This window comes from Paraburkholderia nodosa DSM 21604, from assembly GCF_000519185.1.
Lineage (GTDB): Bacteria > Pseudomonadota > Gammaproteobacteria > Burkholderiales > Burkholderiaceae > Paraburkholderia > Paraburkholderia nodosa.
Map to the genome: position 1 here is coordinate 114,148 of NZ_JAFA01000007.1, position 15,023 is coordinate 129,170.

The 15,023-nt window shown below is 65.3% G+C and carries 17 protein-coding genes; 11 read left to right on the plus strand and 6 right to left on the minus strand.

The window, feature by feature from the left end; all coding sequences use genetic code 11:
• Positions 1-6 precede the first annotated feature (6 nt).
• Positions 7-936, minus strand: coding sequence for a transcriptional regulator GcvA (gene gcvA, locus A3CW_RS0112140; RefSeq protein ID WP_245623615.1), 930 nt, complete (start codon positions 934-936; stop codon positions 7-9).
• Positions 937-1,093: 157 nt separating this feature from the next.
• Here gcvA and A3CW_RS46040 point away from each other — a divergent pair, with 157 nt between their 5' ends.
• The 3 genes from A3CW_RS46040 (at position 1,094) to A3CW_RS0112155 (ending at position 3,506) form a co-directional block, all read left to right on the plus strand.
• Positions 1,094-1,897, plus strand: coding sequence for a hypothetical protein (locus tag A3CW_RS46040; RefSeq protein ID WP_051481411.1), 804 nt, complete (start codon positions 1,094-1,096; stop codon positions 1,895-1,897).
• A gap of 162 nt (positions 1,898-2,059) precedes the next feature.
• Positions 2,060-2,329, plus strand: coding sequence for a MoaD/ThiS family protein (locus tag A3CW_RS0112150; RefSeq protein WP_028203819.1), 270 nt, complete (start codon positions 2,060-2,062; stop codon positions 2,327-2,329).
• Positions 2,330-2,387: 58 nt separating this feature from the next.
• On the plus strand, positions 2,388-3,506 hold the full coding sequence (locus tag A3CW_RS0112155; protein WP_028203820.1) for a WD40/YVTN/BNR-like repeat-containing protein: 1,119 nt from the start codon (positions 2,388-2,390) through the stop codon (positions 3,504-3,506).
• Between the two features lie 33 nt (positions 3,507-3,539).
• Here A3CW_RS0112155 and A3CW_RS0112160 read toward each other — a convergent pair whose 3' ends face one another.
• Entirely contained in the window at positions 3,540-4,457 is a 918-nt protein-coding gene (locus A3CW_RS0112160; protein ID WP_028203821.1) for a LysR family transcriptional regulator, read from the minus strand.
• 131 nt (positions 4,458-4,588) lie between these two features.
• Here A3CW_RS0112160 and A3CW_RS0112165 point away from each other — a divergent pair, with 131 nt between their 5' ends.
• The 6 genes from A3CW_RS0112165 to A3CW_RS0112190 all read left to right on the plus strand — a co-directional run bounded on the left by A3CW_RS0112165 (position 4,589) and on the right by A3CW_RS0112190 (position 11,332).
• Positions 4,589-5,878, plus strand: coding sequence for an MFS transporter (locus tag A3CW_RS0112165; protein WP_028203822.1), 1,290 nt, complete (start codon positions 4,589-4,591; stop codon positions 5,876-5,878).
• Between the two features lie 74 nt (positions 5,879-5,952).
• The gene (locus tag A3CW_RS0112170; RefSeq protein ID WP_028203823.1) at positions 5,953-7,455 is read left to right on the plus strand and encodes a M81 family metallopeptidase; all 1,503 of its coding nucleotides are present in this window, start codon (positions 5,953-5,955) and stop codon (positions 7,453-7,455) included.
• Between the two features lie 219 nt (positions 7,456-7,674).
• Positions 7,675-7,995 carry a DUF4148 domain-containing protein gene (locus A3CW_RS0112175; RefSeq protein WP_028203824.1) on the plus strand — a complete coding sequence of 107 codons (321 nt, stop codon included), beginning with the start codon at positions 7,675-7,677 and terminating at the stop codon, positions 7,993-7,995.
• Between the two features lie 123 nt (positions 7,996-8,118).
• On the plus strand, positions 8,119-8,520 hold the full coding sequence (locus tag A3CW_RS0112180; protein WP_028203825.1) for a PPC domain-containing DNA-binding protein: 402 nt from the start codon (positions 8,119-8,121) through the stop codon (positions 8,518-8,520).
• A gap of 164 nt (positions 8,521-8,684) precedes the next feature.
• Positions 8,685-9,128, plus strand: a complete 444-nt coding sequence (locus A3CW_RS0112185; RefSeq protein ID WP_028203826.1) for a hypothetical protein — start codon at positions 8,685-8,687, stop codon at positions 9,126-9,128.
• An 89-nt stretch (positions 9,129-9,217) separates the two neighbouring features.
• A complete protein-coding gene (locus tag A3CW_RS0112190) occupies positions 9,218-11,332 on the plus strand; it encodes a phosphocholine-specific phospholipase C (protein ID WP_028203827.1) in 2,115 nt (704 codons plus the stop codon).
• 81 nt (positions 11,333-11,413) lie between these two features.
• On the opposite strand, the gene A3CW_RS46045 is transcribed toward A3CW_RS0112190, so the two are convergent.
• Both A3CW_RS46045 and A3CW_RS46050 read right to left on the minus strand, forming a co-directional pair.
• Entirely contained in the window at positions 11,414-11,707 is a 294-nt protein-coding gene (locus A3CW_RS46045) for a hypothetical protein (protein WP_035512844.1), read from the minus strand.
• Between the two features lie 46 nt (positions 11,708-11,753).
• Complete coding sequence (locus A3CW_RS46050) at positions 11,754-12,254, minus strand: Spy/CpxP family protein refolding chaperone (RefSeq protein WP_161782933.1); 501 nt, start codon at positions 12,252-12,254, stop codon at positions 11,754-11,756.
• A 230-nt stretch (positions 12,255-12,484) separates the two neighbouring features.
• Between A3CW_RS46050 and A3CW_RS0112205 the strand changes: the two genes are divergently transcribed.
• Complete coding sequence (locus A3CW_RS0112205; RefSeq protein ID WP_245623616.1) at positions 12,485-13,771, plus strand: phospholipase A; 1,287 nt, start codon at positions 12,485-12,487, stop codon at positions 13,769-13,771.
• Between the two features lie 43 nt (positions 13,772-13,814).
• Here A3CW_RS0112205 and A3CW_RS0112210 read toward each other — a convergent pair whose 3' ends face one another.
• Positions 13,815-14,192: a VOC family protein gene (locus A3CW_RS0112210; RefSeq protein ID WP_028203829.1), complete on the minus strand. Its 378-nt coding sequence runs from the start codon at positions 14,190-14,192 to the stop codon at positions 13,815-13,817.
• A gap of 151 nt (positions 14,193-14,343) precedes the next feature.
• Between A3CW_RS0112210 and A3CW_RS0112215 the strand changes: the two genes are divergently transcribed.
• Positions 14,344-14,604, plus strand: a complete 261-nt coding sequence (locus tag A3CW_RS0112215) for a DUF2934 domain-containing protein (RefSeq protein WP_028203830.1) — start codon at positions 14,344-14,346, stop codon at positions 14,602-14,604.
• A 61-nt stretch (positions 14,605-14,665) separates the two neighbouring features.
• Here the strand turns inward: A3CW_RS0112215 and A3CW_RS0112220 are convergent, their stop codons facing one another.
• The gene (locus tag A3CW_RS0112220; protein WP_154677917.1) at positions 14,666-14,929 is read right to left on the minus strand and encodes a hypothetical protein; all 264 of its coding nucleotides are present in this window, start codon (positions 14,927-14,929) and stop codon (positions 14,666-14,668) included.
• Between the last annotated feature and the right edge of the window lie 94 nt (positions 14,930-15,023).

Here is a 15,023-nt window from a genome sequence, read left to right on the forward strand (position 1 = left end):
CTGCCCTCAACCGGCCTGGGCGAGAAAGAGGCGGATTTCGTCGGCGAGCCAGTCTCGCACGGCACGCACCTTGGGGTCGTCGCGGCTGCCGATGCGGTAGACGAGGTCATGGCCGCGCTCGGACTCGAGACGCAACTGCGGGAACGGCGCGACGAGCCGACCGGCCGCGATATCGTCCGCCACGATCACGCTGCGCCCCAGCGCCACGCCTTCGCCGCGGATTGCCGCCTCGATCGCGAGACTCCCATGGCTGTAGGCCGTGCCGCGATCGCTGCGCACGCCGCTCAACCCCGCCAGCGCCAGCCATTGCTCCCAGTTCGCGAGCATGCCGCCCTCGTGCAGCAAGGTGCAGCGCGCGAGACTCTCGACCGATGCCATGCCGCCGATCTTCGCCCGATAGTCAGCACTGCAAACCGGCGTCACGGTCTCGTCCAGAATGCGCTCGGCCAGCACGCGCGGATAGCGTCCGCTGCCGTAGCGAATCGCCACATCGACATCCGAGTCGTTGAGATCGACGTATTTGTCGGTCACGTCGAGGTGGACGTCGAGTTCCGGATGGCGTGTCTTGAGGCGATGCAGGCGCGGCGCGAGCCAACGGTTCGCGAAGGACACGCTGGCGTTGATCTTCAGGCGCGTGACGCTGTCGTGCGTGCGCAGGCGCTCGGACTCCTTGGTCAATTCCGCGAGCGCGCGGTTCACGGCCAGCAGGAACTCGGCGCCTGCCTCGGTCAGGACGATGCGCCGCGTGAGCCGCTGGAACAAGGCCACGCCCAGATGGCTTTCGAGCGTCTTGATGTGCCGGCTCACCGCGCCGTGCGTGACGTGCAGTTCCTGCGCCGCCTGCGTCATGCTGAGGAGCCGCCCGGTGGCTTCGAAGGCGCGCAGGGTTTGCAGCGGGGGAAGGCGGTCGAACATGGAGCCGGGTGCGTGCGTCACGTGTGAGTTTTTCTCACGCATTATATGACGACAAATGGTTTGTCAGACACGTTGACGGCATTCAATATGGGCATAAAGCCGCAGGACGTAACGTAACCAGTGCTACGCCCGCGGCGCATTCCTGACAGTTGGCATTCTCCGAATTGCGTCGCTCATCATGGATCTTCTGCTTTTCAAGCTCGTCTTTACGCCGTTGTTGCTGTTGGCCGCCAGTCTCGCCGCTCGCCGCTGGGGCGAAGCGGTCGGCGGCTTGCTCGTGGGGCTGCCGCTCACCTCGGGGCCGGTTTCGGTTTTTCTCGCGCTGGAGCACGGGCCGGCGTTCGCCGCGCAAGCTACGGCGGGTTCCCTCGTCGCAACGGCCGCGCAGGCGGCGTTTTGCGTCGTCTATTGCCGGCTCGCGACGCGCGGGTGGAAGTTGGCGCTCGCGGGTGCAGGCGCGACGTTCGCTCTCGTGGCCCTCGTGCTGCAATGGAGCACGCTGCCTGCCAACGGTCTTTATCTCTTCGCCATTCTGGCCATCGCTCTCGCGCTCAACCTGATTCCCAACAAGCCGGCAAGAACGGTGCGGCTCACGCCGCCGTGGTGGGATTTACCGTCGCGCATGATGCTCATTGCCGGCCTCGTGGTGAGCGTGACACTGATCGCGCCTTACGTCGGACCCGAGGCGAGCGGCGTGCTCGCGTCGTTCCCGTTCATGGCGATCATCCTCGCCGTGTTCGCGCACCGTCTCATCGGCCATGATGCGGCGCAGCAACTGATGCGCGGCATGACCACAGGACTGCTGGGTTTTGCGTCGTTCTTCTTCGTGCTGAGCCTCACGCTCACGCACTGGAACCTGCTGGCGGCCTACGGGACAGCGATTCTCTGCGTGCTCACGATCCAGGCGATCTCCCTGTACCGCATGCGTCTGCCGACACCATGCCTGCACGGCAAGTCCAAGCCCGAAGGCAGCGCGCCGTAACGGCTGGCTTGGCATCCGGCGGGCCTGGACGGGCCACGCCGCGCGTGTTGCGCTGCACCGCGGGACTTCGGCTTCGGCGCGTGCCAACGACTCGACGCCCACGGTGGATGGCCTAAACTACAGAACCGGCGGATGCGGCTACTTCCGCACCGCCGGCCCGCCATGGCGCACCTTTTCTTCGCAGCTTCGATTCAGCGGCACGTCGCGACGCCCGAGCGCGAGATCGACGCGCGCACGCTTCGCGAAGCGTTCGATGCCGTGTTTGCCGAGCAGCCGCGTTTGCGCGGCTATATCCTCGACGATCAGGGCGCGTTGCGTAAGCATCTGGCGGTATTCGTGGACGGTGTTCGGCTAAGCGACCGGGAGCATTTGAGCGACGCGCTCGGCGAGCAGAGCCGGGTGTACGTCGTGCAGGCGCTGTCCGGCGGATGAGACGCAGCTTTGCATGGGACCAGAGCGCCGACTCTGGCTCGACAGGAGGGCACGCGAGATGAGCGATCGACTGCTGGTCGCAACCCGCAAGGGGTTGTTCGTTCTGGAAGCCGATGGAGAGGGCGGCTGGACAATCGGCGAACCTGAATTCGTCGGCGAGCCGGTAAGTATGGTGATGCCCGACGCGCGCGACGGCTCGCTCTATGCCGCACTCAACCTGGGCCACTTCGGCGTGAAGCTGCATCGCCGGCGTGCGGGCATGGCGGACTGGGAAGAATGCGCGGTGCCCGTCTATCCGCCACAGCCGGCCGACGACATTCAGGCCAGCGAACCGGACGCATTGGGCCGCCTGCCCGCGCCATGGTCGCTCCAGCAGATCTGGTCGCTCGAACCGGGCGGCGCGGACGAGCCGGGCGTACTGTGGGCGGGCACGATCCCTGGCGGCCTGTTCCGCTCCGCCGATGGCGGCGACAGCTGGGAACTCAACCGCTCGCTGTGGGACCGCCCGGAGCGGCGCGAATGGGCGGGTGGCGGCTACGACGCGCCGGGCATTCACTCGGTGATGGTCGATCCGCGCGACAGCCGGCACGTGACGGTGGGCGTGTCGTGCGGCGGCGTCTGGCAGACGGGCGACGGCGGCGCGAACTGGCACCTCACTGCCGAGGGCATGGAAGCCGACTACATGCCGCCCGAGCGGCGCGGCGAGCCCAACGCTCAGGACCCGCATCGCGTGGTGCAATGCGCGGCGAATCCGGATGTGCTGTGGACCCAGCATCACTGCGCGATCTTCCGCTCGACCGATGGCGCGGCGCACTGGCGGCGTATCGAAGCGCAGCCGTCGAGTTTCGGTTTTGCGGTCGCGGTGCATCCGCGCGAGCCGGACACCGCGTGGTTCGTGCCGGCCCAAAAAGACCAGTACCGCGTTCCCGTGAATGGCCAGTTCGTCGTCACGCGCACGCGCGACGGCGGGCGCACGTTCGAGCGCTTCTCGAACGGCTTGCCCGGCGCACCGGCATACGACCTCGTGTACCGGCACGGACTCGACATCGACGAGTCCGGCACGCGTCTCGCCATGGGCTCGACCACGGGCGCGCTCTGGACCTCGGACGACGGCGGCGAAAACTGGCGGCTCGTATCGGCGCATTTGCCGCCGGTGTATTGCGTGCGATTCGGGTGACGGCGTGCAGGCGCATCCGGGTTGAGCCCGCCGTTATCCCTCCGCCTGAAACATCGTCATGCGCCGCAGGATCCAGTCGAGCAACTCATGCGCGGCCGCGACGAGCGGCCGCCCCGACTTCACGAGCACGCGCGCCTTCGTGCCGCGAAAGAGCGCGTGATCGATCGGCACGGTCACGAGTTCGCCGGCTTCGATCTCGCGCGAGGCGGCAAATTCGCCGATCAGCGTCGCGAAGTTTTCCACGGCGACAAAACGCTTGAGCGCGGTAAGCGAATTCGTGGTGAGCGTCGCGCGTATCTCGATGTTTTCCGCGAACGCCAGCATGTTCGCGAGATGCCCGATGCCGAACGTGCTGGGCATCAACGCGAGCGGCCACGCGAGCAGGTCGTCGATCGTCGCGGGCGTGCCCCGCTGCGCGAGCGGATGGTCGCGGCGCACCAGCAGCACGACGGGTTGCGCTGAACTCGCGCGATATTCGATGCGCTCGTGCGGCGGCGGATTGAACGCCAGGCCGATATGCGCGCGGCTTTCGGCGACCTCGCCCAGCACGTCGTCGACGGGGAGCATCGTGAGGCTCACATCGAGCTTCGGATATTGCGCGCAGAACGGCGTGATGACCTCGGCGACGAGCGCATCTACGTAGCCTTCGCTCACGGCCAGATCCACGCGGCCTTGCTGGAGCCCGCGCAACGCGTGCAACTGGTCCTCGAACTTCTCCTGCTGCGCGCGATAACCGCGCCAGAACTCCAGCAGATGCGCCGCCGCTTCGGTGGGCTTCACGCCGCGCGCCTGGCGCTCGAACAGTTGCGCGCCCAGTTCGTCCTCCAGCAGCTTGATTTGTCGCGTGATGACGGAGGGCGAGGTGTTCAGGCTGTCCGCGGCGCCACGGATCGTGCCGTGCGTGAGCACCTCGTGGAAATAACGCAGCCGCTGCTGATTGATTTCGCGCATCGCGCCCTCGTTCGCGTAAAACGACTGTTGCCTGAAAAAGAACGATATGTGAACTTTGTTGCTCTTGCTAGCGAAGTATGCCCTGGCCAGGATGGTATTGCGCACGACGCCCACCAGACAGGAGACAGGACATGGCCGCCATTCTTCCCCGCTCGAGAAGCCTCGATGCTTCCGCGCTCTACAGCAGGATCAACGCGCGATTGCTGCCGTTTCTGCTGATCTGCTATTTGTTTGCTTACCTCGACCGCGTGAACGTCGGGTTCGCCAAGCTGCAGATGCAGACCGACCTCGGCTTCTCCGATGCGGCCTATGGCGTGGGCGCCGGCATTTTCTTCATCGGCTATGTGCTGTTCGAGTTGCCGAGCAATCTGCTGCTGCCGAAGATCGGGGCGCGCAAGACCTTCGGGCGCATCCTCGTGCTGTGGGGCATCACGTCGGCGTGCATGCTGTTCGTGCGCAGCGTGCCCGCGTTCTATGCCATGCGCTTCCTGCTAGGCGTGTTCGAGGCGGGCTTTGCGCCGGGCATGATCTTCTATCTCTCGCGCTGGTACGGCCCCTCGCGCATGGCGCGCGCCATCGCGATGGTGTTTCTGGCCGGTCCGATTGGCGGCATTGTCGGCGGGCCGGTTTCGGCGGCCGTCATGAGCCTGCTTGCGGGGAAGGCGGGCCTCGCGGGCTGGCAATGGATGTTTCTGGTGGAAGGCCTGCCGTGCATCGTGCTCGGCATCGCGACGTTCCTCTATCTGCCCGACCGTCCGGCCGATGCCGCGTGGCTGAGCGACGCCGAAAAGCGCCAGATCGAAGCCGAAGTCGGCGCGCCCGAGGCGCACGCCACCTCGTTCGGCAGCGTGCTGCGCGATCGCAAGGTGTATGTGCTGGCGTTTGCGTACTTCTGCATCATTGCGTCGATTTACGCCATCAGCTTCTGGCTGCCCGCCATTCTCAGGGCGCAAGGCGTGAGCAATCTCATCACGCTGGGCTGGTACACGTCGATTCCGTATGTCGCGGCGGCAGTGGGCATGCTCTATATGGGGCGCCGTTCGGACCGGCTCGGTGAGCGGCGCTTTCACTGCGCCGTGCCGGCAGCGGCCGCCGCGCTGCTTTTCGCGCTTTCCGCAGCCGCGGGCAATCATTTGGCGCCCACGCTCGCGCTGCTCACGCTCGTGACGATGGCGCTGTGGATGGCCTACACCGTCTTCTGGGCGATTCCGCCCGAGTACATCAAGGGACCGGCCGCGGCAGGCGGCATTGCGCTCATCAACACCATCGGGCTTTCCGGCGGATTCTGGGGTCCTGCGGCCATCGGCTGGATCAAGACGGCGGCGGGCAGTCTCCAGCCTGCGCTGCTCGCCATGGGGGGCGTGTCGCTCATCGGCGCGCTGCTGATTCTTTCGGTCAGGCTCGCGAGCGCGAAGCCCTGAACGGACATGGTGCCTGCAAGGCACGGCACGAAACCGGTTTGCTCAGTCATCCTATGCAAGTGAGGTAAAGGAATATGAAGATTCTCATCGCGGGCTTCCAGCACGAAACCAACACGTTCGCGCCGACGAAAGCCAGTTATCAAAGCTTCGTTCAAGGCGAGGGCTTTCCTCCGCTCACACGCGGCGCCGACGTGCTCTCGCTGCGCGAAGTGAACGTGCCCGCCGGCGGCTTTATTCATGCGGCGGAAGCGGCGGGCCATACGCTCGTGCCGGTCATCTGGGCCGGGGCGAGCGCTTCCGCGCACGTGACTGAAGACGCATTCGAGCGCATTGCCGGCGAGATCGTCGATGCCGTGCGGCGCGGCGGCTTCGACGCGATCTATCTCGACCTGCACGGCGCGATGGTCACCGAGCATCTGGACGACGGCGAGGGCGCGCTGCTCGCGCGCGTGCGGGCCATCGTAGGCCGCGAGATGCCCGTGGTGGTCTCGCTCGACTTGCACGCCAACGTGACCGAGCAGATGTTCACGCACGCCGACGCCATGGTCGCGTATCGCACCTATCCGCACGTCGACATGGCCGAAACGGGCGCGCGCGCCGCGCAGATCCTCATGCGCCTCGTCGCGGAGCCCGGGCGCAGGCTCAAGCACTACGTGCGCCGCATTCCGTTCCTGATTCCCGTGAACGGCATGTGCACGCTCGCGGAACCGGCGCGCGGCACGTACGCGCATCTCGCGCAGCTCGAGGACGATTCGGTCGTCTCGCTTTCGTTCGCGCCGGGTTTTCCGGCCTCCGATTTTCCCGAGTGCGGCGCGGCCGTGTGGGGTTACGGCTTCGATGAAGCCGCCGTCATTGCGGCGGTGAACGCGTTGGCCTCGGCCGTCGTCGAACAGGAACGCGACTGGGAAGTGCGCTTTCTCGACCCCGACGCTGCCGTGCGCGAAGCCATGCGTCTGGCCGAGCACGCCACGCAGCCGGTCGTCATCGCCGATACGCAGGACAACCCGGGCGTGGGCGGCGACTCGAACACAATGGGCCTCGTGCGCGCGCTGTTGCGCCAGGGCGCGCGCGACGCGGCCGTGGGCCTGATCTGGGACCCTAAGGCGGCCGCGAAGGCGCACGAGGCGGGCGTGGGCGCGACGATCGAGCTTGCGCTCGCCGGCGGCACGGGCGTGCCCGGCGACGCGCCGCTAGCCGGGCGCTTCGTCGTGGAGCACCTTGCCGATGGGCGTGTTCGCTTCGACGGCCCAATGATGAACGGCATGTGGACCGAGATCGGGCCGGTGGCGTGCCTGCGCATCGACGGCGTCCGGATCGCGGTCAGCTCGGTCAAGATGCAGATTTTCGACCGCAATCTGTATCGCGCGGCGGGTATCGAACCGGAGCGGATGAAGATTCTGGTGAACAAGAGTTCGGTCCACTATCGCGCCGATTTCGACGCCATAGCCTCGGCGCATCTCGTGGCGAAGGCGCCCGGCCCCATGGCCGCAGACCCCGCCGATTTGCCGTGGCAGCGCATCGATACGCGCTTGCGCCTGCGTCCGAACGGGGTGTCGCTGAGCGAAATGCGGGAGTAATGCGGGAGTAGCGAGGGGTTTTGTATCGTTGTGTATCCACCGTGGCTACGGACAAGGAGGCTTGCAAAAGCAAGGGTTCGCGGAAACAAGCGGGATACGTGCGGGAGTTCAAATACACCCATGCCAGTCAGCGACGTCGCCAGGCAGACATCGAAAAGACTGGACGCACGAGCCACGCAATCGTGGTCCGACATAACTCATTGCTTACAGGTGGATACCATGAAACTCATCAAGTCGCTAATCGTTGCCGCTGTCGTCGCCGTTCCCGTCGTCTCTTTCGCGCAGTCGGCCGAGCCGCTCACGCGCGCCCAGGTCCGCGCCGAACTGGTGCAGCTCCAACAGGCCGGCTACAACCCGGCGGCCGACTACAATGACTATCCGCAGCACATCGAGGCCGCCGAAGCGAAGGTGAGTGCGCAGAATGCCGCGGCGGCATCGGCGTTCGGCGGCGTGGCGAATGGTTCGTCGGCAGCGGGCGCGCCCACGGCTTCGGCGCCTCACGACATTCCTGGCTTCGGTTCGCTCTACGCGCATCGGTGATGGGTGACTGAAGGTGCGAGTGCAAGGGCGGCCCGCTTCGAGCGGGCCGCTGCACATGTTGCGACTTGCCTCATTCTCCGTCCCGGCCTAACCTGTGCCGGATACGACGACCTCGAGCCCAGCATGCAAATCCATCCCGTACGGCTGTCTCCCGGCGACGATCTGCGCGTCGCCGTCGAAAGCTTGCTGGGCCAGCAAGCCTCGCATGCGGCGTTCGTCATTCAGGGCGTCGGCAGCCTGAGCGTCGCGCAGTTGCGATTCGCCGGCGCCGAAACGCCGACCGAATTGCGGGGCGACCTCGAAATCCTCACGCTCGCGGGCTCGGTGTCGCCCGATGGCGCCCACCTGCACATGTCCGTCTCCGACGCGCAAGGCCGCGTGTCCGGCGGCCATGTCGCGCGCGGCTGCACCGTGCGCACCACGGCGGAACTGCTGCTGGTGCTGCTGCCCGGCCATCGTTTCTCACGAGAGCTCGATTCCTCGACCGGATACCCGGAACTGCAGATTCGCAACGCGCCAGGCTGATCCGCCTGCGCCGCCATTCGAGCGGCCCCACGCACCGTCACAAAATTTAAAAGCGGCTTCGCTATGCTTCGGCGTTGCCTCGCCGCTGCCTGTGCTGCGCGCGGGGCCCCCGCTCGGGCCGCTCCTCGAGCCGTTGTTGTGCCTCTATCTGGACGGAGACTTCGATGACGGTCGAATCCGCGCCGGCGCGCTTGCCATGGCAAGGCGCGTCGCGCAGACGTTTGAGCCTGCCCGCTGCATTCACGACGATGCGTGCGCCCGCCATGCTGCTAGCATGCGCAGCCGCACTGTGTGCGCTTGGTGCATGCAGCGCACGCGATAGCGACGCGCGCGCCGCACTCACCACGAACGCCGTACGCGAACTCGCGCAGGCGCAGCCAGGCAGCAACCCACAGAGCCCGCCGCTCGCCAATGCATTCACGCTGGCCTCGGATGCGAGCGCATCGAATCTCCCAGATAGTGCGAACAGCATGGCAAACGCCGGCGTAGCCTTGCCCGCGAACGCCGTCCGCTCGCCGGCGAAGCCACCCGCTGGCGGCAGCGCGCAAGACACACAAGCCGCGCAGATCGAACCGCTTGTCACACCTGTCATCCACACAGCCGATTGACGTACCCGGCCGCGCGGCGTTGCCGCCTGCCGCCCGTCAAGGCGGCGTGCCGTGCGTGCCTTTCTCAACCTGAAGATGGAAACCACAAGATGACCTCGAGAAGCCGCCGTGACTTTCTCCGCACCGCCGCGATGAGCGCCGGTTCGGCCACCGCCCTGACGATGCTGCCGCAGGGCATCCGCAATGCGCTCGCGATTCCCGCGAACAATCGCACGGGGAGCCTCCGCGATGTCGAGCACATCGTGATCCTCATGCAGGAGAACCGCTCGTTCGACCATTACTTCGGCACGCTGCGCGGCGTGCGCGGCTTCGGCGACACGCGCGCGATCACGCTGCCCACCGGCAAGCCGGTGTGGAACCAGCCGCTCGCGGCCGGTGTGGGCGAAGTGCTGCCGTTCCATCCCACGGCGGCCAACCTGGGCCTGCAGTTCATCCAGGATCTGCCGCACGACTGGACCACGACGCACGCCGCCTGGAACGGCGGCCGCTACGACCAGTGGGTGCCCGCCAAGGGCACGACCACGATGGCCTACCTCACGCGCGACGACATTCCGTTCCACTATCAGCTCGCCGACGCGTTCACGATTTGCGACGCGTACCACTGCTCGACGATGACCGCGACCGACCCGAACCGCTACTACATGTGGACCGGCTGGGTGGGCAACGACGGCAGCGGCGGCGGCCCGGTGATCGACAACGCGGAAGCCGGCTATGGCTGGTCCACGTATCCCGAAGTCCTGCAGAACGCGGGCGTCACGTGGAAGATCTATCAGGACGCGGGCGAAGGCCTCGACGCCAAGGGCTCATGGGGCTGGACGGGCGACAATCCGTACATCGGCAATTACGGCGACAACTCGCTCCTGTATTTCCATCAATACCAGAACGCGCAGCCCGGCAATCCGCTGTACGACCGTGCACGCACGGGCACGAACGTGCTGGCAGGCGGCGGCTATTTCGATGTGCTCAAGCAGGACGTGGCGAACAATGCGCTGCCGCAGGTCTCGTGGATCGTTGCGCCCGAGGCGTACTCGGAGCATCCGAACTGGCCCGCGAACTATGGCGCGTGGTACGTCGACCAGGTGCTGCAGATCCTCACGTCGAACCCGGACCTCTGGAGCAAGACCGTGCTGCTCGTGAACTACGACGAGAACGACGGCTTCTTCGATCACCTGGCGCCCCCGTTTCCGCCGGCTTCGAGCGCGAACGGCCTCTCGACCGTCGATACGACGAACGAAATTTTCCCGGGCAGCAGCACGTACGCGGCGGGCCCGTATGGCCTCGGACCGCGCGTGCCGATGCTCGTGGTCTCGCCGTGGTCGCGCGGCGGCTGGGTGTGCTCGGAGACGTTCGACCATACTTCCGTGATCCGCTTCATCGAGAAACGCTTCGGTCTGCATCACGACCTGCGTGAGCCGAACATCACGCCGTGGCGCCGCGCGGTGTCCGGCGACCTCACGTCGGCATTCAACTTCGCCACGCCTAACGCGGCGATTCCCGCGCTGCCCTCCACGACGGGCTATGCGCCGCCCGACAAGCTCCGTCATCCCGACTACGTGCCGGTGCCGCCGGTCGTGGGCAGCGTGCCCAAGCAGGAAGCGGGCGTGCGCAACGCGCGCGCGCTGCCGTACGAGCTGTTCGTGCGCTTCGATGCCAATGCCGGCTCGGGCGACGTCACCACGCGCTTCGTCAATTCGGGCCGCGCCGGTGCCGTGTTCCTCGTCTACACGGCGGGCAGCACCGACGCGCCGCGCACCTATACGGTCGAAGCCGGCAAGCATCTGCAGGACAAGCTCGCGATCGGTGCCAGCGGCGCGTACGACTTCAGCGTGCATGGGCCGAACGGGTTTCTGCGCCGTTTCGCGGGCACGCAGGTCAAGACGGGCTGGTTCGGCGGCAACGAAACGGCGCGCCCCGAAGTGGCCGAGGGCTACGACGTGGCGAACGGCAACCTGCAACTGCGCCTCGAGAACAAGGGCGGCGCGCGCTGCCAGTTCACGATCGTCAACGCGTATGACCCGGGCACGAAGATCCAGCGCACCGTGCCCGGCGGCGACACCGAGCAGCTTTATCTCGACCTGCGCAACGCGCACGGCTGGTACGACCTGACGATCACGGTCGATAGCGATGCGACGTTCGTGCGCCGCATCGCGGGCCACGTCGAGACGGGCCGCCCGAGCTATAGCGATCCCGCACTCGGCGCCTGATACCGCTGAGGCGTGAGGTGAGCCACGGCTTTCGCGAGCCGTGGCTTTTTTTGTTTACCGCGTAGTCGAGCAGGGGTGCCTCTAGCGCCAGCGTGGCGGCGGCGGTCCCCAGCCGGGATGCCGGACGTGTCTCGGACCCATGAAATGCGGAGGACGGTGCCACGGTGAAAAGCCGTGGCGCGAATACACGACGGGAGGCGGCCACATCGGCGCGGCGGGATGCATGAAGAATACGGGCGGCGGCGGCGCGTAGAACGCCCCCGGAATACCGATGCCCACGCCCACATTGACGTTCACACGCGCCTGTGCGGTTTGCATCGCGCACAGCGTCGTTGCGATACAAAGGAATGCAAACTTCAACACACGGAGTTTCATCGCCGATCCTCCGTCGCGAGCGCGCGTTGCCAGCGCTCGCGGCTGGTTATTTCGTGTGCGCTTCAGTGGGCCGGAAAGCGGCGTCCGCAAGCTTCTTCTGCGAGTCGGGCATGGCTGCGTAAAGCGCCGAGAAGGCATCGAGCATCGCCTTGCTGCCGTCGGCATTCGCCTGGGCGATCTGGTTCCACGATTGAAGGTTCTCCACCGCGGTTTGCTGCTGGGCATTATCGTGCCGCTGCTGGATCAGATCATCCACCGTTTTGGCGCTATTGCGCATGACGTCGGCCACTTTCGCCCACTGATCCTCTTCTGCGGGAGTAATCTTCAGTTCGGCATGCAATTCCTTCACGCGGTCGTCGACGGTTTCAACGTGATGCTGATGCGACGACGCAGCCGGAGCGCTGGCCTGCGCCCAGCACGTGGAAGTGCCGAGCAGGGCTAGCGCAAGCAGGACAGGTTTCATTGTCAGCCCTCGCGAAAAGCATTCGCCGGCAATGGCCGGCAAGTCGGAACGAACCGTTTTGATCATAGCAGCGGCGGCAAGCAATTTCGGCATCCTCTATGTAACAGCGAATAACAGGGAATAGGGCGCGATTCCCGAATGCACCACGCTTCACTCGTAGAAAAGCATCGGCTGGATTCGCCGCGCGGCGAATCATTCTGGCGATACAAGGAGGCAACGTGGCGAGTCGAATGGCATCTTGCAGGATTTCCGCTTCCCGTTCCGAACAAGGCGTCCGGCTGCCTTGGGCAAGGCTGGCGTGCCTGACACTGGCCGTGGCCACGCTTGCGGGCTATATGCCTGCGAGCCGCGCCGCCGTGTCGATCATGCGGCCGCCGCGCGAGGCCAGGTCCGACGAGCCGCTCGTGGTGACGATCGTCTACACGGGCGACACGCCTACCGGCACCTCGGTCGACGTCCCGCGCACCCTGAGCATTACGCTTACCAACGGCGAGCAGTTGCCGAGGGCCGTGCTGCTCACGCGCGATTCCGGCGCGCCCGAGCATGTGCGGCTCGCGGCCGGCGAAATGAAGGCGGTGAGTTATCGCGCGCCCTGGCCCGAGTGGGCGCGCGGCGCCGTGCGAGTGGACGTGCCCGGCGTGGACGTTTCGCCTTCCGTGGTCCTGCTCACGCGCAAGCCACGCGAAGCCACGGCGAATGCGCCCGCGCCAGCCCCTGCAACCGCGGCCGCGGCCGCGGCGGCCGTTGCGCCCGCATCGACCCCGCTGGCCATTGGGTCCGCCGAAGGGCCGATGACGGGCAACGAGTCGCTCGCCGCGCAAATGCCGCCTTCGACTGTGAAGCCTTCGAATTCGCTCGTGCCCGAGCTTGGCACTTTCCTGGCAGGCCGTCTTTCTTTCTACCAGCCGAACTATTTCGCGGACGGCTGGTCCTCGAGCGATGCGGATCTCGCAAGATTCCAGATCAGTATCAAATTCCGCTTTGTGTTGCCGGACGATCCGCGTTCACGCGGTTTCCTTGACAACCTCTATTTTGCCTACACGCAGACATCGCTCTGGGATATCCGCGGGGATGAGTCGCCGTTCCACGATACGAGCTACATGCCCGCGCTGTTCTACTACCTCGAGGACACCGGGTGGCGGACCAGCTGGTTCACCCGGATGGGCATCGAGTCCGGCTACGAGCACGAGTCGAACGGGACCGCCGGTCCCGGGTCGCGCGGCGTCGACATCATTTACGTGAAGCCGATCTGGGATTTCGGCGACCTCAACGCCAACCACCTGACCATCGAGCCGAAAATCTACGCCTACGAGCACATCCAGGAGTCGAATGGGGATATTGCCCACTATCGCGGCTATGTCGATCTGCTGTTCAAATATGGCAGCCCTGACGGCTGGCAACTCGCGACGACCCTGAGAAAGGGCACGAGATCGACCTATGGAAGCGTCGATGTGCAATTTACATACCCGCTCGCCAAGCTATTCGGCAATGCATGGGGCGGGTATCTGTTTCTCAACTATTTCAACGGCTACGCCGAGGATCTTCTCGATTACAACCAGCACCGCTGGGCGGCGCGCATTGGTTTCGCCGTGTCGCGTTGATAGGGCGTGCGGATGTTAGGGAACGCTTGTGGTCGAGCGTTGCTCAAGCCATGGATTGACCCACTACGAACCGGTGGCCATCCGGTGTGGCCACGGTGCATTCGCGCATGCCGTACGGGCGATCGACCGGAGGCTGCAGGACGATGGCCCCTTTCTGTGCGATTTCCTCATGTAGCGCGTTCACGTCGTCGACTTCCAGATAACCAAAGTAGCTATGGTCTCCCGTTGCCGCTGGGGACAACGCATCGGGGCAATGGCCGAGCATGATCCGTACGCCGCCCCTCGCGACGATGCGCCAGTCGGTTGAATCGGCCCAATCCACGCGAAAGCCGAGCACGTCGCGAAAGTATGCGGCGTTGCGCTCGAGGTCCTGGACGGCAAGGACGAAAGCGAAGGGACGTAGCGTGTTCGTGTCGGTCATGAGCGATCCTCCTGGGTAGCATTCGTTGATAGTGGCGAGTATGACGCACGCGTCGGGCACCGTGTTTGCTCGCTGCACAGGCAGCGCGCCATCCGCAGCCCGGGCCAGTCGGTTGCAGCGCTGCTCACGCGCGCATATCGGAGGAATGACCATGAATGACCAACGGGAAGAGCGCGTCCGGCGACGCGCTTATCAACTCTGGGAAGACGACGGCGCGCCGGAAGGTCGGGCGGACGAATACTGGAGCCGCGCCGAAAAGCAGATTGCCGCCGAATATGACGCAGAAGGAGAAACGTCGGGTATCGCCAGCGATCAGGCCGGCAAGCGCCGCCTTGCCGGTGAACCCCTGCAGGAAAGCGATGCCATGCCGCCGAACGAACTGGCGCGCGACAAGCGGCGTGGCGGCGGGTGAAATCACGCATGTGCCGCGCTTCAGGCCAATGTCATGCCAGCCGGCGCGATCTGTTCGCGCATCAATGATGCGCGAACAGATCGTTGCGGCCCTCGTGTGACATGAGTGCGCCGTGGCGCGACGTTTGCGCAACCGAGGCATTCGACGTGCCCGAGCTTTCCATTCCATAGCCGGAGTCGTCGGTGCGTTGCGTGCTGGCGTGCTGCGAGCTTGCCGGTTGCTGCATCTGCCTGGTTTGTGCCGCGGGTTCGGTGTTCTGTGCGAAGACGACGGGGGACAATACGACGCCGATCGAGACAATAGCAGTAGCAAGTAGAAGTTTCATGATGTACGACTCCATATAATAAAATCGATTCGGATGACTAAAAAAATGCGCGATTTGCAAAACCGTTTTTGCAGACGCTCATTCAATCTTGCGC